This window comes from Amycolatopsis alba DSM 44262 (assembly GCF_000384215.1).
In the GTDB taxonomy this organism is placed as follows: Bacteria; Actinomycetota; Actinomycetes; order Mycobacteriales; family Pseudonocardiaceae; genus Amycolatopsis; species Amycolatopsis alba.
The window spans coordinates 196165-219075 of record NZ_KB913032.1; the positions used below are offsets into that span (position 1 = coordinate 196165).

The following is a 22911-nucleotide window of genomic DNA, read 5'->3' on the forward strand; positions in this document are numbered from 1 at the left end:
CCGCCGAAGAAACGCGGCAAGGAACTAAGGAACTAGGGAACGGGGATCACGACGCGGATGACACAGCCCGTCCGCTTTTCGGGCGTGACGACGGCGATGCTGCCGTCGTGCAGGTCGACCACCCAGCGCGCGATCGCGAGGCCGAGGCCGGTGCCCCCACCGCCCGCCCGCTCGCCGCGGGTGAACCGTTCGAAGACACTGTCCCGCTCCCCCGGCGGGATCCCTGGCCCTTCGTCTTCGACCTCGATGACGACGTCGGCCCCGCGGGCCTCCGCCCGCACCCGGGCCTCTCCCCCGGCCGGTCCGTGCCGGACGGCGTTGTCGAGCAGGTTGACCACGACCTGGTAGAGCCTGCCGCGGTCGGCGACGGCGGTCGCGCCGGGCGGCTGGACGTCGACGGCGAACCTCACGCCGCGGCCGGTCGCGGCGGCGGTCACCCCCGCTTCGGCGGCGACCTCCTCCAACAGCAGTTCGAGGTCGAACTCCTCCAGCTGCAACGGGAACGCGCCGGCGTCGATCCGCGAGAGGTCGAGCAGCTCCGAGACCAGCCTGCCGAGCCGTTCGGTCTGCTGCAGCGCGGTCTTCAGCGTCGCCGGATCGGGCTCGGCGACCCCGTCGACCAGGTTCTCCAGCACCCCGTTCAGCGCGGTGATCGGGGTGCGGAGCTCATGGGAGACGTTCGCGATCAGTTCACGGCGGCGCTGATCCGAGGCGTCGAGGTCGGCGGCCATCTGGTTGAAGGCGTGCGACAGCTCCCCGACCTCGTCGCGGGCGGTCGCCCGGACGCGGCGGGTGTAGTCGCCCTTGGCCATCGCGCGGGCGGCGGCGGTCATCTCCCGCAGCGGCCTGGTCATCCCGTGCGCCAGGATCTGCGAGGTGACCACCGCGAGCACCATCGCGGCGATCGTGGTCCGCGGCGGCAGCCAGCCGATCTGCCAGTTGAAGAAGGCGAACGCGATACCGCCCGAGGACACCAGCAGGATCGCGAGCTTGAGCTTGATGGAGCGGACCGGGTCGAGCGGCCGCGGGAGCGCGTCGACGATCCGGCCGAACAACGGGCGGAGCTTCACGATCCCACCTCCAGGGCGTAGCCGACGCCGTGCACGGTGCGGATGAGGTCCGCGCCCAGTTTGCGGCGCAACGCCTTGATGTGGCTGTCGACCGCGCGGGTGCCCGAACCGGTGCCCGCGACGTCCCAGTCCCAGACCTCGCTCAACAGGCGTTCCCGCGGCTGCACCGCCCTCGGGCGCTTCGCGAAGTGGACGAGGAGGTCGAACTCGATCGGTGTCAGCTGGGCCTGGGTGCCCGCCCGCGTGACACGCCGCTGTTCGACGTCGATTTCGAGGTCGCCGAGCACGATCTTCGTGCCCGCTTCGCTCACGTCGGTGCGGGCCGACCGTTCGACGCGGCGCAGCAGCGCGTGCACCCTGGCCGAGAGCACCCGCATGGAGAACGGTTTGGTGAGGTAGTCGTCCGCGCCGACGCCGAGGCCGATCAGCATGTCCGTCTCGTCCGACCGGGCGGTCAGCATCAGCACCGGGACCGGCCGGCGGGCCTGGATCCGGCGGCAGACCTCGAGCCCGTCGAACCCCGGCAGCATCACGTCGAGCACCACCAGGTCCGGCTCCCGCCCGGCGTCCGTCTCCACGCCGGAAGGGCCGTCATGCGCCAGGTCGACGGTGAAGCCCTCGGCCCGCAACCGCGCGGCGATGCTTTCGGCGATGGTCACGTCGTCCTCGACGACCAGCACCCGGCGTCCTCCCAGTTCCATGGGGATGACTGTAAGCACCGGCCGTGGAGACCATCCGGGTGAGCTGTGGAGATCCTGTGGAGATGTTTCACCCGGTTTGCCGGATTGCTACGCTCGTGTGTGTGACGCAGGTCATGCACCGTGATCCTTCGAAAGCAATCGACAGTCTGCGCTCCGACACCACCAACGGTGAACAGTCTGCCAGTCCCACCCGCGCGGCGCGGCGAGCACGATTCCGCAATGGAGCCGACGGCACGCGGAACGCAGCACGTGCACCCTGATGGCCGGGTCGAACTCGGCGAGGTCGAGTCCTTGCAGGACAGCCGCTTCTACAACGAAGAACTCGCCCCGGTTCCGGTCGAAAAGCGGACCTGGACCACGTACACCTACTTCGCGCTGTGGATGGGCATGGCGCACAACATCCCGTCCTACGCGCTCGCCGCGTCACTGATCGCGCTCGGGATGAACTGGGTCCAGGCGCTGCTCACGATCACCATCGGCAACCTGATCGTGTTGATCCCGATGCTGCTCAACAGCCATGCCGGGACGAAATACGGCATCCCGTTCCCGGTGTTCGCCCGCGCCTTCTTCGGGATGCGCGGCGCGAATCTGGCGGCGTTGCTGCGGGCGTTCATCGCGTGCGGCTGGTTCGGCATCCAGACCTGGGTCGGCGGTGAGGCGATCTACATCATCGTCGGACGGCTGGCGGGCTCCGCCTGGAAGGACTCCGCGGTCGTCCTCGGCCAGCACTGGACGCTCTGGCTGTCCTTCGGGCTGTTCTGGCTGTTCCAGATGCTCATCATCTGGCGCGGGATGGAAGCGGTCCGCCGGTTCGAGAACTGGACGGCGCCGCTGGTGTCGGTCGGCTTCCTGATCCTGCTGGGCTACGTGCTGGTCAAGGCGGGCGGACTCGGCCCGATCCTGTCCGAACCCGGCAAACTCGGCTGGGGACCGGACTTCTGGAAGGTGTTCGCGCCGTCGCTGATGGCGATGATCGCGTTCTGGTCGACGCTTTCGCTGAACATGCCGGACTTCACCCGCTTCGGCGGCAGCCAGGGCAAGCAGGTCCGCGGCCAGCTCCTCGGCCTGCCGACCACGATGACGTTCATCGCGATCGTGGCGATCCTGACCACCTCGGGCGGCAGCGTCCTCTACGGCGAGCAGATCTGGGACCCGGCGAAGCTGGCCGACCGGTTCGACTCCCCCGTCGTGGTGGTGGTCGCGCTGATCGCGCTGGTGCTGGCGACCGTGTCCGCGAACCTCGCGGCCAACGTGGTCAGCCCGTCCTACGACTTCTCCAACGCATTCCCGAAGAAGATCACCTTCGCCGTCGGCGGGCTGATCACCGGGATCATCGGCATCCTCATCCAGCCGTGGCGGCTCTACTCCGACCCGAACATCTACATCTTCGCGTGGCTCGGTTTCTACGGCGGCCTGCTCGGCGCCGTCGCCGGGGTGCTCGTCGCCGGCTACTGGGTGGTCAACCGCACCGAGCTGAAACTGCGGGACCTCTACTCCGAACGCGGCGTCTACTGGTTCAACGGCGGCTGGAACTGGCGCGCGCTCGTCGCGACACTGGTCGGGGCCGTGCTCTCCGTCGGTGGCGCGTACGGCGGGCCGTTCCCCGCCGACGGGCTGATCCCGGTCCTGAAGCCGCTCTACGACTACAACTGGGTCATCGGCCTGGCAGGCGCTTTCGTCGTCTACCTGCTGCTGTCCCTGCCCGAACGCAACCGCACCACCGTCAATGCCGTCAAATCAGAGGAGGATGCAAGTGAGCGACCTGGTCCGAGCCGGATTGATCCAGCAGCGGTGGACGGGTGACAAGGAGTCGATGATCGCGAACGCGGTCGAAGCCATCGGCAAGGCCGCGTCGCAGGGCGCCCAGGTCATCTGCCTGCAGGAGTTGTTCTACGGCCCGTATTTCTGCCAGGTGCAGGACACCGACTACTACTCCTACACCGAAGGCATCCCCGACGGGCCGACCACGAAGCTCATGCAGGAGGTCGCCGAACGCCACGGCGTCGTGCTGGTCGTCCCGATGTACGAGGTCGAGCAGCCCGGCGTGTACTACAACACCGCCGCGGTGATCGACGCCGACGGCACCTATCTCGGCAAGCACCGCAAGAACCACATCCCGCAGGTGAAGGGTTTCTGGGAGAAGTTCTACTTCCGGCCCGGAAACATGGGGTACCCGGTGTTCGACACCGCCGTCGGCCGCATCGGCGTCTACATCTGTTACGAGCGGCACTTCCCGGAGGGCTGGCGCGCACTGGGCCTGGCGGGCGCGAAGATCGTGTTCAACCCGTCGGCGACCAGCCGCGGCCTGTCGGAATACCTGTGGCGGCTGGAGCAGCCCGCGGCCGCCGTCGCGAACGAGTACTTCGTCGGCACGATCAACCGCGTCGGCGTGGAACCCTTGGGTGACAACGACTTCTACGGCCAGTCGTACTTCGCGGACCCGCGTGGCCAGCTGATCGGCGAAGCAGCTTCGGATACCGAGGAGGAGATCGTCATCCGCGATCTGGACATGGCGAAACTCGCCGAAGTACGGGATCTGTGGGCCTTCTACCGAGACCGTCGTCCCGACAGCTACGGACCCCTCGCGGAGGCGTGATGACCACCCTCATCAGCGGCGGGCAGGTACTGTCCACGGCGGGCGCGTCGGCGGCGGACGTCCTCGTCGACGGCGAGATCATCGTGGCGGTCGGCGCCCCCGGCACACTGGGACCGGCCGACGACACGATCGACGCCACCGGGAAGTACGTGCTGCCCGGCGGGATCGACGCGCACACCCATATGGAGATGCCGTTCGGCGGGACACATTCCGTCGACACCTTCGGCACCGGGACGACGGCGGCGGCGTGGGGCGGCACGACCACGATCATCGACTTCGCCGTCCAGGCGAAGGGCACCTCCCTTCTGTCCACAATGGACAAGTGGCACGAGAAGGCCGACGGCAACTGCGCCATCGACTACGGCTTCCACATGATCGTCTCCGACGTCAACGATTCGTCGCTGAAGGAGATGCAGGCCTGCGTCGACGGCGGTGTCGGCAGCTTCAAGATGTTCATGGCGTATCCGGGGGTCTTCTACTCCACGGACGGCGAGATCCTGCTGGCCATGCAGAAGGCGCGCGAGATCGGCGCGACGATCATGATGCACGCGGAGAACGGCATCGCGATCGACCAGCTGGCCGCGCAGGCGTTCGCCGAGGGGAAGATCGACCCGGTGCAGCACGGCCTCACCCGGCCGCCGGAGCTGGAGGGCGAGGCGACCTCGCGCGCGATCCAGCTGGCGAAGGTGACCGGGGCGCCGCTGTACATCGTGCACCTTTCGGCGTCACAGGCGCTGGCGGCGGTCGCGGAGGCACGCAACGACGGGCAGAACGTCTTCGCGGAGACGTGTCCTCAGTATCTCTACCTGTCCATCGAGGACTTGGCGAAGCCGGATTTCGAGGGTTCCAAGTACGTCGCCTCTCCCCCGCTGCGCGAGAAATCGCATCAGGCGGATCTGTGGCGCGGGCTGCGCACCAACGACCTCTCGGTGGTGTCGACGGATCACTGTCCCTTCTGTTTCAAGGACCAGAAGGAACTCGGCCGCGGCGACTTCCGCGCGATCCCGAACGGGATCCCCGGCGTCGAACACCGGATGGACCTGCTGCACCAGGGTGTCGTGGCGGGCGAGCTCACCCTCGGCCGCTGGGTCGAGACCTGCTCGACCACCCCGGCGCGGATGTTCGGGCTGTACCCGCGCAAGGGGGTCATCGCGGCGGGCTCGGACGCGGACATCGTCATCTACGACCCGTCGGCGAAGCAGACCTTGTCGGTCGAAACGCATCACATGAACGTGGACTACTCGGCCTACGAAGGGCTGGAGATCACCGGCAAGGTCGAGACGGTGCTCTCGCGCGGCCGTGTAGTGGTGTCGCCGTCCGGGTTCTCGGGCAGTACGACGCACGGGAAGTTCCTCTCGCGCGACCTGAACCAGTACCTGAACTGAGGTGGTGGCCGTGGATTTCGGGATAGTTCTCCAGACCGACCCGCCCGCACGCGACCTCGTGCGGCTGATGAAGGCCGCCGAGGACCAGGGGTTCCGCTACGGGTGGACGTTCGACTCGTGCGTGCTGTGGCAGGAACCGTTCGTCATCTACTCGCAGATCCTCGCGGCGACGTCGTCGATGATCGTGGGCCCGATGGTGACCAGCCCGGCCACGCGGGACTGGTCGGTGATGGCGTCGACCTTCGCCACGCTCAACGACATGTACGGCAACCGGACGGTCTGCGGTATCGGCCGCGGCGACTCGGCGCACCGGGTCGTCGGCATGGCACCGTCCACTTTGGCCACCGTGCGCGACTGCATGCACGTGGTCAAGGAGCTCGCCGAAGGGCGCGAAGTCCTGTTGCGGGACAAGCCGGTCCAGATCCCCTGGATCCGCAACGGCAGGCTCGAAATGTGGATGGCGGGATACGGGCCGAAGGCGCTGAAGACGGTCGGTGAGCACGCCGACGGCTTCATCCTCCAGTGCGCGGATCCGGCGATCGCCCGCTGGACCATCGGTTCCGTGCGTGAGGCGGCCCGTGCCGCGGGACGGGATCCCGGCGGGATCACGATCTGCCTCGCGGCCCCGGCGTATGTCGGGGACGATCTGGCGCATCAGCGGGAACAGCTGCGCTGGTTCGGCGGGATGGTCGGCAACCACGTCGCGGATCTCGTGGCGCGCTACGGCGATTCCGGGCCGGTGCCGCACGAGCTGACCGACTACATCCGTGAGCGTCAGGGTTACGACTACTCGCATCACGGGCGGGCGGGGAATCCCTCGACCGACTTCGTGCCGGACGAGATCGTCGACCGGTTCTGCCTGATGGGCTCGGCGTCCGCGCATGCGGAGCGACTGGATGAGCTGGCCTCGCTGGGGGTCGACCAGTTCGCGCTGTACCTCATGCACGACCAGCGGGAAGAGACGCTGAAGCGGTACGGCTCGGACGTCATCGGCCGCTGACCACCTGCGTTTCGTCGGGTGTTCTCGCGTGAAGGCTCCCTTCCCTCGGCTGAGTCGAGGGAAGGGAGCCTTCACGCGCCGCTGATGTGATCCCTGGTGTTGCGAAAGCCACTTTCGCAACCCTCAACGTTGCGAAAGTGGCTTTCGCAACCCCTCGTGCGCCCCTCAGCCGAACCAGGCAGCCAGCGCCTCGCGAAGGCCCTCGGCGTCGTCGTCCCCGGCCCAGGCGATGAAGCCGTCCGGGCGGATCAGGAGGACGTCGGCGGGCCGGTCCTCGGCCTTCGCGGTGTGGATCTCGACGCCCGCCGCTTCCGCGAGTTCGCGAAGGTCCGGCCGTCCGGCGAGGTCGAGCAGGACCGGTCGCGCCGAACGCAGCAGTGCGGCGACACTGGTCGTGCCCTGGTCGGTTTCCAGCGCGAGATCCGGGACGAACGTGCCGGAGAGCGCGTGCCGGGAGCCGGGCATCGGGTACCGCAGGTCGGTCCCGGCGACGTGGGAGGACAGCCGTCGCGCGGCCTGCTCGTCGTCCAGCAGTTCCTGGAAGACCGCGCGGAGCGCCTCGGCGGCCTCGTCGTGCCCGCGCCGCAACGCGACCTGAGCCTGGGACTGCAGGAGCGCGCGGGCACCGGCGGCGTGGCGTTCCGCGTGATAGGTGTCCAGCAGTCCTTCCGGAGCCCGCCCCTGGATCTCGGCGGCCAGCTTCCAGGCGAGGTTGACCGAGTCGGACATGCCGACGTTGATCGCCGTGCCGGTGGACGGCAGCAAGTGGGCCGCGTCGCCCGCCAGCAGGACCCGGCCCTCGCGGTAGCGCTCGGCCTGGCGGGCGGAGAACTGGTAGCGCGAGAGCCGGACAGGGTCACCCAGCGGGACGCCCTTGCCGAGGATGCGGCGGATGCTGTCCCCGAATTCGGCGAGCGTCATCGGCACGTCGTCGTCGACCTCGCCGGGATCGTCCTCGGTGGTCTGGATGAACACGATCCCCGGTGTCAGCGAGCCGAGCGCGAACGTCCCGCTGTCGGTGCGGGTGAAGCCCGCCTTGATCCGGCCGAGTTCCGGTGCCTCGATGTCGCCGTTGTCGTGCACGGTCAGCCCCTCGGGGATCTTGACCTGCCCGATCCGGTTGACCTCGGGATAGGTGGTGCCGGGGAACCCGATCCCGGCCATCGACCGGACCGGGCTGCGCCCGCCGTCGCAGCCCACCAGGTACGGGGCGGTCACTTCGTACTCCCCCTCCGGCCCACGGACCTGGGCCGTCACGGAAGTGTCGTCCTGGGACAGTCCGATGACCTCGTGCCCGCGGCGAACCTCCGCGCCGAGTTCGGTGGCGTGCTCCTCCAGCAGCGCTTCCAGCAGCGGCTGGCGCACCGAGAGCGCCTTCAGCGGGGGCTCCTCGAACCGGGTGAGGTCCACGTGCACCCCGCCGAACGGGAACCGGTGGGGCGGGACGGGGTCGGTGACGAGCCCCCGCACCTTCTCCAGCAGGCCGCGATGGTGCAGCAGGTCCAGGATCTGCCCGCTGAGGCCGTGGGCCTTCGGAGTCTTCCCCTGTTCCGGCCGCCGCTCCAGGACCAGCGGGCGCGCACCGGCCGACCGCAGTTCCGCGGCCAGCATCAGACCGGTCGGGCCTGCACCCACGATGATCACGTCGACGTCGGTCAAATCTTCACTCCTGTTCGGCCTGTTCTCGCTACAGCCGAGGATTCTGCGGCAGCACCGGGGTCTTGCCGCAAGCCCCCCGGTGCGCTATATGTTGAACATGGAGGGGCTCGCCCCACCATGTTTCCGGGTACGCGCACCAGGGTCCGCGCGCCTGTGAGGCGGGACGCTGGGCCGGTGACCACCCTCAGAGTCCGCACCGCGGCTTTGCTCACCCTCGCCGCACTCACCGCCGTCACGATCGCTCCCGCGGTCTCGGCCGCGCCGAAGGGCATCGACTGGGGTCCCTGCCCCGCCGGTTCGCCATCGGGCTACGACTGCGCCGAACTCGATGTCCCGCTGTCCTATCAGGACCAGGGCGGGCCTCGGATCACCATCGCGCTCGGCCGTCTTCCGGCGACCGACCAGAAGCACAAACGCGGCACGATCTTCACCAACCCCGGCGGCCCTGGGAATCCTGGCCGCTTCGGCAAATTCCAGACCCCGTCGCTGCACCGGCAGTTCGACATCGTCGGTTTCGACCCGCGCGGGGTCGGCGCGAGCACACCGGTCCGTTGCTTCGCGAGCGACGCGGAAACCGAGCCGCTCAAACGCGTCCTGGGCACCTTCCCGATCACCACCGAGCAGGAGACCCGGCATACCGCGGACGTCCGCGAGGTCGCCGCCTCGTGCGGCCGCAACGCCGGGCCGCTGCTGAGCCACCTGTCGACCGCGAACGTCGCCCGTGACCTCGACAGGCTGCGTGAGGCCGCCGGCGAACCCCGCCTGCGCTACTACGGCCTTTCCTACGGCACCTATCTCGGCGAGGTGTACGCCAACCTGTTCCCGAACCGTGTCGGCGCCCTGGCGCTGGACGCCGTCGACGATCCGATCGCCTGGACCACCGGGTACCGCCCGGAGGACGCGAACATCCCGTTCAGCGCCAGGCTCGGCGGCTTCCGGGACGCGGACCGGGCGCTGCAGGCGTTCCTCGACACGTGCGCGGCCGACACCCGGTGCGCGTTCCGCGAACCAGGGACGGACCTGCGAGCCAAGTACGACGCGATCCTCGACCGGCTCGAAGCCACCCCCGGCCCGATCACCTACCAGGAGGTCATCAGGCGCACCCACAACGCGCTGACCGACGAAGCCAACTCCCCCGCGCTGGCGGAGTTCCTTCAGGCCGCGACGAAACCCTTGTCCGCGAAGGGGATCGTCACGCCTTTCGACTCCGCGCTGGGTGGCGGAGGAACGTTGTGCGTGGACACCGCGAATCCGCGTGACCCGGCCGCGTGGCCCCGTGCGGCCCGCGACGCCGACCGGGAAAGCCGTGGTTTCGGCTCCTACGACACGTATCTCTCGATGCCTTGCGCGTTCTGGCCCGTCACCGATTCAGCGCGCCACACGGGTCCCTGGAACCGGCCGACCGCGCCGATCCTGTTGCTGGCCAACGGCAAGGGTGACCCGGAAACGCCGTACGCCGGGGCGAAACGGACCGAACGCATCCTCGGCAACGCCCGGCTCCTCACGCTGGACGCCTGGGGGCACGGCGCCGCGAACCGCAGCGAGTGTGTCGACGCGGCACTCGACGCCTACCTGACCTACGGCCGTCTTCCGGCGCGCGGCACGGTCTGCGCTCCGGATCACGCGCCTTTCGACGCCAGGTAGGCACGGGCGATGCCCTCGTCGGTGAGCCATCCGGCGTAGTCGGCGGGGTCGGAGAAGATGCTCGCGAACCGGCGCGCCACCTCGGGCGCCGTCTGCGCGGCTTCCAGCGTGGCCAGCACGTGATCCGGCGGCGGGGCGAGCAGATCGTTGCTCAGCCGGGTCGCGTGCTGCGCCTTTTCCCAGTATTCGGCGAAAGTACCGCGCAGGAACGCCTCGTCGAACGGGCGGTCGCCGTGGTCGAGGATGCGCCGTTCGTAGACGGCGGCCGCGTGCGCCGCCATGTTCGCGCCCTGTCCGGCGATCGGGTCGTTCGTCACCGCGGTGTCGCCCATCGCCAGCACTTTCGCCCCCGACGGCAGTGTCCCGACCGGGTCGCGCACGATCGGCAGGACCCTGCCGCGCAGGGCGTCCAGCGGCCCGCTCGGGCGGGCGTCGGCGAGTGATTCCTCGACCCACGGGAACTGCTTGCGCAGCACCGTCTTCGCTCGTTCGAAATGCTCGTCGGTGTCGGTGACGTCGTCCCAGACGTCCATGGGGCCGCCGGGAACGCCGAAGAACCCGAGGCCGAAGACGGGGCCGCGCACGGAGTGGATCGGCAGCCCGAACAGTTCACCGGCCGGGGAGAGCCCGAACGTCAGGCCCGGATACACCGGGAGCGGCTCGTCGTTCCCGGACACGAGGTACATGATCCCGATGGTCCGCTGCGGCTCGCGGTACGGGGAACGTCCGTCGTCGCGCGGGAAGAGCGCGTCGAACTGCGGTCCCCGACCGGCCGCGACCAGGACGAGGTCGAATTCGCGGGCATACTCGTCCAGCCCGTCCGGTGTCACCTTGCCGAACCGCACCTCGCCGCCGCGATCGGCGAACGCGGTCAGCCAGTCCGACACCTTGACCCGCTGGTCGACCGACTGCGCGGGCTCGTCGAAACGGGCCTGCCACGCGACGGCCGGTTCCGCGGAGTCCCCGGCGAGCCCGAAGGACGCGCCGAGGACCTCCGGGGCGATCCCGTCCCAGAAGTTGATGCCCAGCGCGCGTTCCCGTGTCAGAGCGGGGTGGAACACGCACTGGTTCGAGATGAGCCTGCCCGCGCGGATCGTTTCGGCGTCGCGGTCGGTGACCACGGTGACGGCGTATCCGTGCCGCTGCAGGCCCAGTGCCAGGACCAGGCCCGCTTGACCGGCCCCGACCACCACGATCCGGCGCATGACGCCCCCTCCCCCTCGGCTGCGTCCCAGTGTGGCCGGGTTTCCCTCAGCCGACCAGGGCCTGGTACACGAGGTTGCGCAGTTCGCCACGGATCGGATGCGTCGACGACGGCAGCAACTGGGTGAAGAACAGCACCGTGACGTCCTCGTCCGGGTCGACCCAGAACGCGGTGCTGGCCGCGCCGCCCCAGGCGAACTCCCCCGCGCTGGCGAGGGTTTTGGCCTTCACCGGGTCGTCGAGCACCGAGAAACCCAGCCCGAAACCGTAACCGTGGTACGGCGCCTCGGAGAACCCGACGCGTCCGTAGGTTTCCAGGTCCACTCCGCCCGGCAAGTGGTTGCTCGCCATGACCTGCACCGTGCGCGGGCCGAGCAGCCGGACGCCGTCCAGTTCGCCGCCGCGCAGCAGCATCTGTGTGAACCGGTGGTAGTCACCGGCCGTCGAGACCAGGCCACCACCGCCGGAGAGGCACGTGGGCGTGACGCGGCCGATGGCGCCCATCTCGTCGTGCCGGAACGGCGCCTTCGTCTTCGGGTGGGGCACGTAAAGGGCGGCCAGCCTTTCGAGGGCGCCGGGGTCGGCCTGGAAACCCGTCTCGTGCATGCCGAGCGGGGTGAAGATCCGCTCGGCGAAGAAGGTGTCGAGGGCTTGACCGGAGACGACCTCGACGAGCCTGCCGAGGATGTCCGTCGCGACCGAATAGTTCCATTCGGAACCGGGCTGGAACTGCAACGGCTGCCGCGCGATCGCTTCGGAGACACCGGCCAGGTCGAGCCCCGGCGCGGTGCCCCAGTCGAATCCGGCCTCGCGGTAGAGCGCGTCGACCGGATGCGTGCGATGGAATCCGTACGTCAGCCCCGCGGTGTGGGTGAGCAGATGCCAGAGCCGGATCGGCTCGGTCGCGGGCTCGGTCGCCATCCGGACGGTCGAGCCCGAGGTGAAGACCCGCGGTTCCGCGAACTCGGGAAGCCAGCGCGAGATCGGATCCCGCAGGTCGATGAGCCCGGCTTCGACGAGCATCATCGCGGCGACCGAAGTGACCGGCTTCGTCATCGAGAAGACACGCCAGATCGTGTCGGTCTCGACCGGGAGCCCGGCCTCGAGGTCGCGCATCCCGTTCGACGCGAGATGCGCGACCTTGCCGTTCCTGCTCACCACGGCCAGATACCCCGGCAGCAGGTTCCGCTCCAGGTACCCGTCGAAGTGCTTGTCGATCCGCTTCAGCCGCTCCGCGTCGAAACCCACCTCGGCCGGGTCGACGTCCACCTTCAGCTCGATCATGGGATCGAGGCTACGCGTTCCGCTCGGCCTGTTTCTCCAGTCGCCACGCCTCGTCGGTCTTCCCGATCCGCCAGTATCCGGAGATCGACAGCAGGTCGCGGCGCATCCCCCGGTCGTCCAGCAGGTGACGGCGCAGGTCCCGGACGAACCCGGCCTCGCCGTGGACGAACGCCTGCACGACACCTTCGTGCCAGTCGAGCGCGCGGACGGCGGCCGCGAGGTCGTCGCCCCGGCTCCGGTGCAGCCAGGTGATCCGCGCGTCACCCTTGGTGGTCAGCGGCTGCTCTTCGGCCGCGTCCTCCACGAGGATGACCGCGTGCACGGGAACGCCCGCCGGCATCGCCTCGAGTGAGGCGGCGATCGCCGGCAGGGCGCTCTCGTCCCCGGCGAGCAGATGCCAGTCGGCCTCCTCGCCCGGCGCGTACGCCCCGCCGGGTCCGGAGATCAGCAGCTCGTCGCCGGGTTTCGCGGCGGCGGCCCACGGTCCGGCGACGCCGTCGTCACCGTGGTGGACGAAGTCGAGCACCAGTTCGCCGAGATCCCGGTCGAAGGCCCGGACGGTGTAGGACCGCATCCGCGGCCACTGCTCCCGCGGCAGTTCTTCGCGGGCACGCGCCAGGTCGAACGGTTCGGGGTAGTCGACGCCGGGCACCCGGAAGTGCACCTTGACGTAGGCGTCGGTGAATTCGTTGGGCTGGAACGAGGCGATCTCTTCGCCCCCAGCGACGATCCGGACCATATGCGGGGTGATCCGCTCGGTGCGCAGCACCCGCAACCGGGTCGCCGATACCGCTCTCCGCGCCTCGGCCATCCACGATTCCTTTCCTGGGTTAGGTGAACCTAACCCAGGGTACGCCGTTCCTTGATCGGGCGGGCGGGCTCTCCCGGTATCCGGTCAGTCCGCGCTCGCGGCAGGGTCGCTCACCCGCGTGTTCTGGAAGGACGCGACGCGCCAGCCGCCTGCCTCCTCCACGAGCACGTAGGTCAGCGTCGACTCCCTGCCCGGCTCGGGCTTGTCTCCGCCCGACAGCGACGACCCGCCGCCGGACACGACGATCGCGACGTCCGGCCGGATGAATCGGACCTTGGGCTCACCGCCCCCGGACACCAGCTTCGACCCCTTCAGCGGCCCTTCGAACAGGGACCTGTGCGCGCTTTCGATGATCGCGCGGCCCGGCATGTTCATCCCGAAGAAGGTCACGTAGTCGGCGTCTTCGGTGAAGTGCGACGCGTACGCGGCCGCGTCGCCGTCGTTCCAGGCGTCGACGATCCGGTTCAGCACGGCCAGGACTTCGGTCTGTCGTTCGGTCATGATGTCCTCCAGTTTGACGAACAGCGTTCGTGTTACGAACACCGTTCTACAGACGAACGGTGTTCGCGTCAAGTAGAGTTCCCGGCGGAACCCAGGATCAGGAGGCAAACGAAGTGAGCAGGCCCCGGCGTCGCGCCGAGAAACCCGTGCTGTCCCAGGAGCTCGTGGTGAAGACGGCACTGGATCTCCTCGCCGCGGAGGGACTGGAGGCGGTGAGCATGCGGCGCGTGGCCCAGGCGCTGGAAACCGGTCCCGCGTCGCTCTACGCCCACGTCGCGAACAAGGAAGAACTCCACGAGCTGATGGTCGACCACGTCCTCGACTTCGGCCCGTTCCCCGAGCCCGATACGGAGCGATGGGTGGAGCAGGCGAAGGACCTGCTGCGGGACAACGTGCGCGCGCTGACGTCGTTCCCAGGGATCGCCAAGATCGCGTGGGCCATCGCCATACCGGTCGGCGCGAACGCCCTTCAGCAGGCCGAGGCCATGCTCGCGGTGCTGCGCGCGGGCGGCCTCGACCTCAAGCTGGCGTTGTTCGCGGCCGACGCGTTATGGCTCTACGCCAAGGCTTTCGCCTACGAGGGCGCCGGCTGGCAGCACGGTGACCTCGACCTGACCGAGCAGGAGGAACGCGGCAGGCGGATGGTCGAATACATGACGTCGTTCCCGCCCGGCACTTTCCCGAACCTGCTGCACTCGGGCGAATACTTCACCGAGGAGACCGCTCAGGAACGGTTCGAGTTCGCGATCGACATGTTTCTCACCGGTCTCGCGTCCAGGGCGTCCCTCAGCTCACGTGAGACGCCGCACTAAACCGTCCGCCAGCAACCGCCCGCGGTCGGTCAGCACCGCTCGCCCCTGACCGTCCAAAACGGACTGATCCAGCAGCCCCTCGGCGGCGGCGACGCGGGCTTCGGCCCGGCCGTCGTCGTCGAGCGCGTCGAGTGAAAGGCCTTCGGACAGCCGGAGTTCCAGCATCACGCGTTCCAGATGCCGGTCCGCCTCGGTCAGCAGTTCGCGGCCCGCGGCCGGTGAGTCACCGGCGGCGAGCGAGGCGGCGTACCGGGCCGGATGCTTGACGTTCCACCAGCGGACGCCGCCGACGTGGCTGTGCGCGCCGGGTCCGGCGCCCCACCAGTCGCCGCCGCGCCAGTAGCCGATGTTGTGCCGGCAGCGGGCTTCTTCCGACGTCGCCCAGTTGGAGACCTCGTACCAGCGCAAACCCGCCGTGGCGAGGACGCGGTCGATCATCTCGTAGTCGGCGGCCAGCACGTCGTCGTCCGGCGCGGGCAGCTCGCCGCGGCGGATGCGGCGGGCGAGCGCGGTGCCCTCTTCGACGATCAGCGCGTAGGCCGAGACGTGGTCGACGCCGGCGGCGAGCACCGCGTCCAGCGAGGCCTGGAGGTCTTCGATCCGCTCCCCCGGCGTGCCGTAGATGACGTCGAGGTTGACGTGCTCGAACCCGGCGGCGCGCGCCTCTTCGGCGGCCGCCACCGGACGGCCCGCCGTGTGCACCCGGTCGAGGATCTTCAAGACGTGCTGCGCGGCGGACTGCATCCCGAGCGAGATCCGGTTGTACCCGGCGTCGCGGATGCCCGCGAAGAACTCGGGCGAGGTGGACTCCGGATTGGACTCGGTCGTCACCTCGGCGCCGGGCGCGAGACCGAAAGTGTCACGGACCGCGTCGAGGACACTTCGGAGTCCTTCGGCGCCGAGCAGGGACGGAGTGCCTCCGCCGACGAAGACGGTGTCGACCGCGGGAGGCTTCCCCAGCACACGCGCGGCCAGGTCGAACTCGCGTTTGAGGCCTTCGAGCCAGGACTGCGGCGACGAATCGCTGTCCAGCTCTCCGGCGGTGTAGGTGTTGAAGTCGCAGTAGCCGCATCGGGTCGCGCAGAACGGGACGTGCACGTAGACGCCGAACGGCCGGGTGCCGAGCCCTTCCAGCGCGCTCTCGGGGAGCGCCGACTCGACGGGCGTGGTGGTTTCGGGCAGCAGCGCGGGCACACCCCAGTGTCCCTCACGCCGTGAAGGCCTCCTTCGCGGGGGAAAGAGGCCTTCACGGCGTATCTCAGGCCAGCCCGTTGGCGGCCAGCCACTCCGGGGACGGCGGGATCACTTCGATGATGTCGATCAGGAAGCCGTTCAGGTCCTCGATGTAGAAGTGCCGCTGACCGAATTCCTCGTCCACGAGCTCCGTGACGATCTTGACTCCCTCTCCGCGCAGCCGTTCGTACTCGGCCGCCGCGTCGTCGACCATGAACCCGACCATCGATCCGGCCGCCTCCTGCGCCCGCCATGGCTCCGGCGTGGCCTTGTGGCCGCGCTTCACGAAGCTCATTTCATAGCCCGGAACTCCGACGTTGAGGCTGGAGAACCAGTCGAGCTCGATCGTCACCGTCAACTGCAGGTGCCGCTTCCACCAGGCGGTGGTCTCGGCGATGTCGTCGACGAGCAGGCCGGCACCGAAACCGCTGAGTTGCATCTGGTGTTTCCTCCCAGTTCGAACCACTTGATGTGTAGTACTATAAACATAGTGGTTTGATCGAGGCAAGGAGAATGTTCCGATGCGACAGAATCCGGAGCGCCGGACCGCGCTCACCGACGCCGCCATCGCCGTCCTCGCCCGCGACGGCGCGCGCGGGCTCACCTACCGCGCCGTGGACGTCGAGGCGGACGTCCCGCCGGGAACGACGTCCAACTACTTCCGCAACCGGGACCAGCTGCTCGGCGAGGTCGGCGTCCGCGTGCAGGAACGGTTGTCGGCGCCGGCCGACGTCATGGCGAACCCCCAGGCGGAGACGCCGTCACACGACCGGGTCGGCGTCCTGCTCGGCGAGCTCATGGGACGGCTGACCGGCCACCGCGAGCCCTATCTCGCCCTGCTCGAACTCCGCCTCGAAGCGACCCGGCGCCCGGAACTGGCGGTCGAGCTGACCAAGACGATCCGCGAGGGCATCGACATGAGTGTCGACTGGCACGTCGCGGCGGGAATGCCGGGCGGGCGCGCCGAGGTACTGCTGATGTACCTCGCGCTGACCGGGCTCACCGTCGAACGGCTCACCCTGCCGGACGTACTGGCGGACGTCACCGACGAAGACGTCATCCGCGTCATCGTGGACCGCGTGCTCCCGTCTTGAACCGTGCGCGTTCTGCGTCACAGTGGCGGCGACGAACCAGGGCTTGACCTTCGAAACAGGCTTCCGACCAGCGGAAACAGTCGCATTCGGACTTCGTTCCCAGCATTCGGACCGGCCTAGACCACATAGTGGGCGCGTGGCACGCTGAATGAATGACCCGCGCCGGAATCACCCTCGTGGCCCGCCGCCACGTGGATCTCCGTCGTGTGGCGAGCGCGCTCTGTGCGACGAACCGCTGACTCCCCGCCACCACCACGATAAGCCGGAGGACTCCCATGTCGTCGCCCACGCGCGAGACCCCTGCCCGCACACCCCGTGTCAAACAGAAACGGGGCGAGGGACAGTGGGCACTGGGCTACCGCGAGCCGCTGAACCCCAACGAGCGGTCCAAGAAGGACGACAACCCGCTCAACGTCCGGGCGCGGATCGAGAACATCTACGCCCACGGCGGGTTCGACTCGATCGACCCCGGTGACCTCCGCGGCCGGTTCCGCTGGTTCGGTCTCTACACCCAGCGCAAGCCGGGGATCGACGGCGGCCGCACCGCGACGCTGGAGCCCGAGGAACTCGACGACCGCTACTTCATGCTGCGGGTCCGGCTCGACGGCGGCGCGCTGACCACCGAACAGCTGGCCGTGCTCGCCGAGATCTCACAGACCCACGCGCGCGACACCGCCGACATCACCGACCGGCAGAACATCCAGTACCACTGGATCCAGATCGAGGACGTCCCGACGATCTGGGCGAAGCTGGAGAAGGCCGGGATGACCACGTTGGAGGCGTGCGGCGACAGCCCGCGCGTCATCCTCGGCTCCCCCGTCGCCGGTATCGCCGCCGACGAGATCATCGACGGCACACCCGCGATCGACGAGATCAAGCGCCGCTACATCGGCGACCCGCGCTACTCGAACCTGCCGCGCAAGTTCAAGACCGCGGTCTCCGGTCAGCAGGACGTCGCGCACGAGATCAACGACGTCGCTTTCGTCGGCGTGAACCATCCCGAGCACGGCCCCGGCTTCGACGTCTGGGTCGGCGGCGGGCTGTCCACCAACCCGATGATCGGCCAGCGCCTGGGCGCCTGGGTCTCGCTCGACGAGGTCCCGGACGTCTGGGAAGGCGTGATCAGCGTCTTCCGCGACTACGGCTACCGGCGGCTGCGCGCCCGCGCCCGGATCAAGTTCCTGGTGAAGGACTGGGGTGTCGCGAAGTTCCGCCAGGTACTGGAAGACGAGTACCTCAAGCGCAAGCTGACCGACGGCCCCGCGCCCGAGGTGCCCGCGGCCCAGATCGACCACGTCGGCGTGCACCCGCAGATCGACGGCAAGTTCTACGTCGGCGCCGCCCCGGTCGCCGGTCGTGTCTCCGGGGCAACGCTGCTGGCGGTCGCCAAGGCCGCCGAGCGCGCCGGGTCGAACCGCGTCCGACTGACGCCGCACCAGAAACTCGTGGTCCTCGACGTCCCCGAGGCCGAGGTGGGCGGGCTGAAGACCGAACTGGCCGACCTGGGCCTGCAGACCGAGCCGTCGCCGTGGCGGCGCGGGGTGATGGCCTGCACCGGCCTGGAGTTCTGCAAACTCGCGATCGTCGAGACCAAGGCCCGCGCGATCGAGCTGGTCACCGACCTGGAGAAGCGGCTCGCCGACATCCAGGCCGAGATCGAGAACCCGGTGACCGTGCACCTCAACGGCTGCCCGAACTCCTGCGCCAGGGTCCAGACGGCCGACATCGGGCTCAAGGGCCAGATCGTCACCGACGACGACGGCAAGCAGGTCGAAGGCTTCCAGGTGCACCTCGGCGGTGGCCTCGGCCTGGACGCGGGCTTCGGCCGGAAACTGCGCGGGCACAAGGTGACCGCGTCGGAACTGACCGCGTACGTCGAACGGCTCGTGCGGGCGTACCTCGCCGGCCGCGAACCCGGCGAGCGGTTCGCCCAGTGGGTCCTGCGGGCCGAGGAAAGCGTGCTGCAGTGACCGAGCGGGCGACGCCGTACTACTGCCCTTTCTGTGGCGATGAAGACCTGCGCCCCGAGGAGGGCGGCTCCTGGCTGTGCTCGGGCTGCCGCCGGGTCTTCACCGTGAAGTTCCTCGGACTGTCCTTCCCGGAGGTGTCACCAGGATGACCGCCACTGCCGACTACAAGACCCTCGCCGAACGAGCCTCGAAGGAACTCGCGGAGGCGACCGCGACCGAGGCCCTGCGCTGGACCGCGGAGACGTTCGGCGACGACTTCATCGTCGCGTCGAACATGCAGGACGCCGTCCTCGTCGATCTGGCCACCCAGGTCAAACCTGACGTCGACGTGCTGTTCCTGCAGACCGGCTACCACTTCCCGGAGACCATCGGCACCCGTGACGCGGTGCAGGCGGTCTACCCCGGTGTGCGGATCGTCAACGCCGAAGCCGAACAGAGCGTCGCCGACCAGGACGCCGAGTACGGCCCGAAACTGCACGAGCGTGACCCGAACCGGTGCTGCCACCTCCGCAAGGTCGTGCCGCTGCGGAACACGCTCGCCAAGTACTCGGCGTGGGTGACCGGCGTCCGCCGCGTCGACGCGCCGACCCGCGCGAACACCCCGATCGTCACCTGGGACGACCGCAACGGGCTGGTGAAGATCAACCCGATCGCGCCGTGGTCCGACGACGAGTTCAACGGCTATATCAGCGAACACGGGATCCTCGAGAACCCGTTGGTGTCCATCGGTTATCTGTCGATCGGCTGCGCGCCGTGCACCGCCAAGGTCGCCGCGGGCCAGGACCCGCGCAGCGGCCGCTGGGCCGGGCAGGGCAAGACCGAATGCGGCCTGCACGGGTGAGAAGGGACGAAATGACCACGCTCGAACCGGCCACTGACGCCACTCAGGACAACCTGGCGGCGCTGGAATCCGAGGCCATCCACATCTTCCGCGAGGTGGCGGGTGAGTTCGACCGGCCGGTGATCCTGTTCTCCGGCGGCAAGGACTCGACGCTCCTGCTGCACCTGGCGATCAAGGCGTTCTGGCCCGCTCCGGTGCCGTTCCCGTTGCTGCACGTGGACACCGGGCACAACTTCGACGAGGTCATCGACTTCCGCGACCGCGTGGTCGAGCAGCACGGGCTCCGGCTGGTCGTGGCGAAGGTCCAGGACTGGATCGACGACGGCAGGCTCGAAGAGCGCGCCGACGGGATGCGCAACCCGCTGCAGACCACCCCGCTGCTCGACACGATCGCCGAGAACAAGTTCGACGCGGTCTTCGGCGGCGGGCGCCGTGACGAGGAACGCGCCCGCGCCAAGGAGCGGATCTTCAGCCTGCGCAACGCTTTCGGCCAGTGGGAGCCGCGACGGCAGCGCCCCGAGCTGTGGAACCTCTACAACGGGCGGCACCGCCCCGGCGAGCAGGTCCGCGTCTTCCCGCTGTCCAACTGGACCGAGGCGGACGTCTGGAACTACATCGCGCGGGAGAAGGTCGAACTGCCGTCGATCTACTACGCGCACCGGCGCGAGGTCTACCAGCGCGACGGCATGTGGCTGGCCGAGGGCCCGTGGGGCGGGCCGAGGCCGGACGAGGCCGTCCAGGAACTGACGGTGCGTTACCGGACCGTCGGCGACGGTTCGTGCACCGGCGCCATCGAATCGACCGCCGCCACGGTGGACGAGGTCATCGCCGAGGTCTCAGCCTCCCGGCTCACCGAACGCGGCGCCACCCGCGCCGACGACCGGATGTCGGAGGCGGCGATGGAAGACCGCAAGCGGGAAGGGTACTTCTGATGTCCAGCCTCCTCAGGCTCGCGACCGCGGGCAGTGTGGACGACGGGAAGTCGACCCTGGTCGGGCGGCTCCTGTACGACACCAAATCCGTGCTCGCCGACCAGCTGGACGCGGTCACCCGCGCCAGTGTCGACAAAGGACTGTCCACACCGGACCTTTCACTGCTCGTGGACGGCCTGCGCTCGGAACGCGAGCAGGGCATCACGATCGACGTGGCGTACCGGTATTTCGCGACCCCGAAGCGCAGTTTCGTGCTCGCGGACACTCCCGGCCACGTGCAGTACACACGGAACACGGTGACCGGGGCGTCCACCGCGCAACTGGCCGTGCTGCTGGTCGACGCGCGCAAGGGCGTCATCGAGCAGACCCGCCGTCACGCCGCGGTGCTCGCCCTGCTGGGCGTCCCGAATCTGGTGCTGGCGGTGAACAAGATCGACCTCGTCGACTACGACGAGGCGACGTTCACCGTGATCGCCGAGGAGTTCGCCGAGCACGCCGCGTCCCTGGGCTACGAACGGGGTTCCGTGCTCGCGGTGCCGGTTTCGGCGCTGGTGGGCGACAACGTGGCGGAGAAATCGGACAGGACCCCGTGGTACTCCGGCCCGACCCTGCTGGAGCATCTGGAAACCGTGCCCGTGGCACCGGATCCGCACGATTCGGCGTTCCGGTTCCCGGTGCAGTACGTGATCCGGCCGCGCACGGCCGACCACCCCGACTACCGCGGGTACGCGGGGCAGATCGCGGCGGGCACCGTCCGGCCGGGCGACGAGATCGTCGTACTCCCGCAAGGACTCCGCAGCCGGGTGGAGAGCATCGACACCGCCGACGGGCCACTCGCCGAGGCCGGCGCGGGCACCTCGGTGACCCTGTTGCTCACGGACGACCTCGACATCTCGCGGGGCGACCTGATCGCCGCCGCCGACCGGCAGCCGACGGTGACCGACGAGATCACCGCGACCCTCTGCTGGCTGTCAGCCAAGGCGCTCAAACCGGGCGCGCGGGTGCTGGTGAAGCACGGCACCCGGACCGTGCAGGCCCTGGTCGGCGAGCTCCACGCCCGGTTCGACGAGCAGACGCTGTCCAGTGTGGACGATCCGGCCACCTTGGAGCTCAACGACATCGGCCGGGTGACGCTGAGGCTGGCCGAGGAGATCGGCGTGGACGACTACGGGGTGAGCCCGCGAACAGGCGCGTTCCTGGTCATCGACCCGAAGGACGGCGACACCCTCGCCGCCGGACTCGTCGGCGAAAGGTTCGCATGACCCCACGCCCGGCCCCAAGTCTCACTCCGCCTCTGGTCGCCGTCGCTCACGGCAGCCGCGATCCGCGGTCCGCGGCGACCATCCGCGCCCTGCTCGAGGTTTCCCGCGGGCTGGCACCGGATCTCGACATCCGCGAGTCCTTTTTGGATCTCTCGGAGCCGTCGCTGACCGATGTCTTGCGCGGCCTCCACGCCGAGGGGCACCGCGAGGTCGTCGTGGTGCCGCTGCTACTGGGCGTCGCGTACCACGCCAGGGTCGACCTGCCCGCGCTCGTCGCCGAGGTGATCGCGGACTGCCCCGGCCTCGACGTGCGGGTTTCCGGGGTGCTGGGCATCGACCCGATCGTCGAGACGGTCGCGCTGGACCGGCTCACCGAGGCGGGCGCCGACCTGGACGACCCCGAGCTGGGGGTCCTGCTGGCGGGTGTCGGTTCGTCGAACGTCGCGGCGAACGACGCGGTCGCGGGCATCACCACCCGCTGGCATCTGCGTCGCGGGCTGCTCGCGACCCCTGCCTTCGCCAGTGCCGCGCAGCCGGACGTGCCCGCCGCCATCGCGCGGTTGCGGCTCAACGGCGCGCGGCGGCTCGCGGTCGCGGGCTGGTTCCTCGCGCCGGGGCTCTTGCCGGACCGGATCGCGCGTCTGGCCCGCGAAGCCGACCCGTCGGTGATCGTCGCCGGACCGCTGGGACCGGATCCGCGGATCGCCGGGCTCGTCCTCGAACGCTACGACGTCGCCGCCGCCCGGCTCGCTGCCTGATCATTCATCGGCAATCATTCATCGGCACAGTAGAGCGGCTTGTCCCGTTCGGGCGCTTGATGCCGATCTTCGGTGGGTTCCGTTCCCAGTTCCGTGACGCCCCGCGTATGGGAACGGAGATTTCTTGACGAGTTACTTAACTTGCCGGTAACTCT

At 69.0% G+C, this 22911-nt stretch carries 23 protein-coding genes; 14 read left to right on the forward strand and 9 right to left on the reverse strand.

The features are described 5' to 3' along the window. Nucleotides 1-32: 32 nt before the first annotated feature. Nucleotides 33-1070, reverse strand: a complete 1038-nt coding sequence (locus AMYAL_RS0100820; protein ID WP_020629402.1) for a HAMP domain-containing sensor histidine kinase — start codon at nt 1068-1070, stop codon at nt 33-35. Further along, entirely contained in the window at nt 1067-1750 is a 684-nt protein-coding gene (locus tag AMYAL_RS0100825; RefSeq protein ID WP_020629403.1) for a response regulator, read from the reverse strand. The genes AMYAL_RS0100820 and AMYAL_RS0100825 overlap by 4 nt, the downstream gene beginning before the upstream one ends. Before the next feature lie 240 nt (nt 1751-1990). On the opposite strand from AMYAL_RS0100825, the gene AMYAL_RS0100830 reads away from it, so the two are divergent. From AMYAL_RS0100830 to AMYAL_RS0100845, 4 genes are read left to right on the forward strand one after another with little or no spacing between them, the layout of a single operon-like run. After that, a complete protein-coding gene (locus AMYAL_RS0100830) occupies nt 1991-3574 on the forward strand; it encodes an NCS1 family nucleobase:cation symporter-1 (protein WP_020629404.1) in 1584 nt (527 codons plus the stop codon). After that, entirely contained in the window at nt 3525-4367 is an 843-nt protein-coding gene (locus AMYAL_RS0100835) for a nitrilase-related carbon-nitrogen hydrolase (protein WP_020629405.1), read from the forward strand. The genes AMYAL_RS0100830 and AMYAL_RS0100835 overlap by 50 nt, the downstream gene beginning before the upstream one ends. Beyond that, entirely contained in the window at nt 4367-5752 is a 1386-nt protein-coding gene (hydA, locus tag AMYAL_RS0100840) for a dihydropyrimidinase (protein WP_020629406.1), read from the forward strand. Before AMYAL_RS0100835 ends, hydA begins: the two co-directional genes overlap by 1 nt. Before the next feature lie 10 nt (nt 5753-5762). Further along, nucleotides 5763-6752 carry a TIGR03842 family LLM class F420-dependent oxidoreductase gene (locus AMYAL_RS0100845; RefSeq protein WP_020629407.1) on the forward strand — a complete coding sequence of 330 codons (990 nt, stop codon included), beginning with the start codon at nt 5763-5765 and terminating at the stop codon, nt 6750-6752. Nucleotides 6753-6917: 165 nt separating this feature from the next. On the opposite strand, the gene AMYAL_RS0100850 is transcribed toward AMYAL_RS0100845, so the two are convergent. Continuing rightward, nucleotides 6918-8411 carry an FAD-dependent monooxygenase gene (locus tag AMYAL_RS0100850; protein ID WP_020629408.1) on the reverse strand — a complete coding sequence of 498 codons (1494 nt, stop codon included), beginning with the start codon at nt 8409-8411 and terminating at the stop codon, nt 6918-6920. Nucleotides 8412-8585: 174 nt separating this feature from the next. On the opposite strand from AMYAL_RS0100850, the gene AMYAL_RS0100855 reads away from it, so the two are divergent. Beyond that, nucleotides 8586-10055, forward strand: coding sequence for an alpha/beta hydrolase (locus AMYAL_RS0100855; RefSeq protein WP_020629409.1), 1470 nt, complete (start codon nt 8586-8588; stop codon nt 10053-10055). Here the strand turns inward: AMYAL_RS0100855 and AMYAL_RS0100860 are convergent. The 4 genes from AMYAL_RS0100860 to AMYAL_RS0100875 form a co-directional block, all read right to left on the reverse strand. Next, the gene (locus AMYAL_RS0100860; protein ID WP_020629410.1) at nt 10031-11260 is read right to left on the reverse strand and encodes a styrene monooxygenase/indole monooxygenase family protein; all 1230 of its coding nucleotides are present in this window, start codon (nt 11258-11260) and stop codon (nt 10031-10033) included. The two genes, AMYAL_RS0100855 and AMYAL_RS0100860, sit on opposite strands and share 25 nt — an antisense overlap. A 46-nt stretch (nt 11261-11306) precedes the next feature. After that, complete coding sequence (locus AMYAL_RS0100865) at nt 11307-12542, reverse strand: serine hydrolase domain-containing protein (RefSeq protein WP_020629411.1); 1236 nt, start codon at nt 12540-12542, stop codon at nt 11307-11309. Nucleotides 12543-12552: 10 nt separating this feature from the next. Beyond that, entirely contained in the window at nt 12553-13353 is an 801-nt protein-coding gene (locus AMYAL_RS0100870; protein ID WP_020629412.1) for a siderophore-interacting protein, read from the reverse strand. A gap of 84 nt (nt 13354-13437) precedes the next feature. Then, nucleotides 13438-13854, reverse strand: a complete 417-nt coding sequence (locus AMYAL_RS0100875) for an SgcJ/EcaC family oxidoreductase (RefSeq protein ID WP_026466624.1) — start codon at nt 13852-13854, stop codon at nt 13438-13440. A gap of 113 nt (nt 13855-13967) precedes the next feature. On the opposite strand from AMYAL_RS0100875, the gene AMYAL_RS0100880 reads away from it, so the two are divergent. Then, on the forward strand, nt 13968-14666 hold the full coding sequence (locus AMYAL_RS0100880; protein ID WP_026466625.1) for a TetR/AcrR family transcriptional regulator: 699 nt from the start codon (nt 13968-13970) through the stop codon (nt 14664-14666). Here AMYAL_RS0100880 and hemW read toward each other — a convergent pair. Next, nucleotides 14646-15860, reverse strand: a complete 1215-nt coding sequence (gene hemW / locus AMYAL_RS0100885) for a radical SAM family heme chaperone HemW (protein WP_020629415.1) — start codon at nt 15858-15860, stop codon at nt 14646-14648. The two genes, AMYAL_RS0100880 and hemW, sit on opposite strands and share 21 nt — an antisense overlap. A gap of 64 nt (nt 15861-15924) precedes the next feature. Further along, a complete protein-coding gene (locus AMYAL_RS0100890; RefSeq protein ID WP_020629416.1) occupies nt 15925-16338 on the reverse strand; it encodes a VOC family protein in 414 nt (137 codons plus the stop codon). 82 nt (nt 16339-16420) lie between these two features. Between AMYAL_RS0100890 and AMYAL_RS0100895 the strand changes: the two genes are divergently transcribed. The 8 genes from AMYAL_RS0100895 (at nt 16421) to AMYAL_RS0100925 (ending at nt 22756) form a co-directional block, all read left to right on the forward strand. Then, complete coding sequence (locus tag AMYAL_RS0100895; RefSeq protein WP_020629417.1) at nt 16421-16993, forward strand: TetR/AcrR family transcriptional regulator; 573 nt, start codon at nt 16421-16423, stop codon at nt 16991-16993. Between the two features lie 152 nt (nt 16994-17145). Beyond that, nucleotides 17146-17232: a putative leader peptide gene (locus tag AMYAL_RS51020; RefSeq protein ID WP_360907593.1), complete on the forward strand. Its 87-nt coding sequence runs from the start codon at nt 17146-17148 to the stop codon at nt 17230-17232. 36 nt (nt 17233-17268) lie between these two features. After that, nucleotides 17269-18963 (forward strand): nitrite/sulfite reductase, encoded by a 1695-nt coding sequence (locus tag AMYAL_RS0100900; protein ID WP_020629418.1) that lies wholly within the window; start codon nt 17269-17271, stop codon nt 18961-18963. Then, a complete protein-coding gene (locus AMYAL_RS0100905) occupies nt 18960-19112 on the forward strand; it encodes an eL43 family ribosomal protein (RefSeq protein WP_005158649.1) in 153 nt (50 codons plus the stop codon). Before AMYAL_RS0100900 ends, AMYAL_RS0100905 begins: the two co-directional genes overlap by 4 nt. Beyond that, entirely contained in the window at nt 19109-19804 is a 696-nt protein-coding gene (locus tag AMYAL_RS0100910) for a phosphoadenylyl-sulfate reductase (protein ID WP_020629419.1), read from the forward strand. Before AMYAL_RS0100905 ends, AMYAL_RS0100910 begins: the two co-directional genes overlap by 4 nt. Before the next feature lie 11 nt (nt 19805-19815). After that, on the forward strand, nt 19816-20736 hold the full coding sequence (gene cysD / locus AMYAL_RS0100915; protein ID WP_020629420.1) for a sulfate adenylyltransferase subunit CysD: 921 nt from the start codon (nt 19816-19818) through the stop codon (nt 20734-20736). After that, nucleotides 20736-21998, forward strand: coding sequence for a sulfate adenylyltransferase subunit 1 (locus AMYAL_RS0100920; RefSeq protein WP_020629421.1), 1263 nt, complete (start codon nt 20736-20738; stop codon nt 21996-21998). The genes cysD and AMYAL_RS0100920 overlap by 1 nt, the downstream gene beginning before the upstream one ends. Beyond that, nucleotides 21995-22756: a sirohydrochlorin chelatase gene (locus AMYAL_RS0100925; RefSeq protein ID WP_020629422.1), complete on the forward strand. Its 762-nt coding sequence runs from the start codon at nt 21995-21997 to the stop codon at nt 22754-22756. The genes AMYAL_RS0100920 and AMYAL_RS0100925 overlap by 4 nt, the downstream gene beginning before the upstream one ends. Nucleotides 22757-22911: the final 155 nt, after the last annotated feature.

What these genes read in the sequence shown, in the direction of transcription:
- AMYAL_RS0100830 (WP_020629404.1), top strand. Translation starts at nt 1,991, where the DNA reads ATGGAGCCGACGGCACGCGGAACGCAGCACGTGCACCCTGATGGCCGG.
- hydA (WP_020629406.1), top strand. Translation starts at nt 4,367, where the DNA reads ATGACCACCCTCATCAGCGGCGGGCAGGTACTGTCCACGGCGGGCGCG.
- AMYAL_RS0100860 (WP_020629410.1), bottom strand. Translation starts at nt 11,260, where the DNA reads ATGCGCCGGATCGTGGTGGTCGGGGCCGGTCAAGCGGGCCTGGTCCTG.
- AMYAL_RS0100865 (WP_020629411.1), bottom strand. Translation starts at nt 12,542, where the DNA reads ATGATCGAGCTGAAGGTGGACGTCGACCCGGCCGAGGTGGGTTTCGAC.
- AMYAL_RS0100870 (WP_020629412.1), bottom strand. Translation starts at nt 13,353, where the DNA reads ATGGCCGAGGCGCGGAGAGCGGTATCGGCGACCCGGTTGCGGGTGCTG.
- AMYAL_RS0100875 (WP_026466624.1), bottom strand. Translation starts at nt 13,854, where the DNA reads ATGACCGAACGACAGACCGAAGTCCTGGCCGTGCTGAACCGGATCGTC.
- AMYAL_RS0100890 (WP_020629416.1), bottom strand. Translation starts at nt 16,338, where the DNA reads ATGCAACTCAGCGGTTTCGGTGCCGGCCTGCTCGTCGACGACATCGCC.
- AMYAL_RS0100895 (WP_020629417.1), top strand. Translation starts at nt 16,421, where the DNA reads ATGCGACAGAATCCGGAGCGCCGGACCGCGCTCACCGACGCCGCCATC.
- AMYAL_RS51020 (WP_360907593.1), top strand. Translation starts at nt 17,146, where the DNA reads ATGACCCGCGCCGGAATCACCCTCGTGGCCCGCCGCCACGTGGATCTC.
- AMYAL_RS0100900 (WP_020629418.1), top strand. Translation starts at nt 17,269, where the DNA reads ATGTCGTCGCCCACGCGCGAGACCCCTGCCCGCACACCCCGTGTCAAA.
- AMYAL_RS0100910 (WP_020629419.1), top strand. Translation starts at nt 19,109, where the DNA reads ATGACCGCCACTGCCGACTACAAGACCCTCGCCGAACGAGCCTCGAAG.
- cysD (WP_020629420.1), top strand. Translation starts at nt 19,816, where the DNA reads ATGACCACGCTCGAACCGGCCACTGACGCCACTCAGGACAACCTGGCG.
- AMYAL_RS0100920 (WP_020629421.1), top strand. Translation starts at nt 20,736, where the DNA reads ATGTCCAGCCTCCTCAGGCTCGCGACCGCGGGCAGTGTGGACGACGGG.
- AMYAL_RS0100925 (WP_020629422.1), top strand. Translation starts at nt 21,995, where the DNA reads ATGACCCCACGCCCGGCCCCAAGTCTCACTCCGCCTCTGGTCGCCGTC.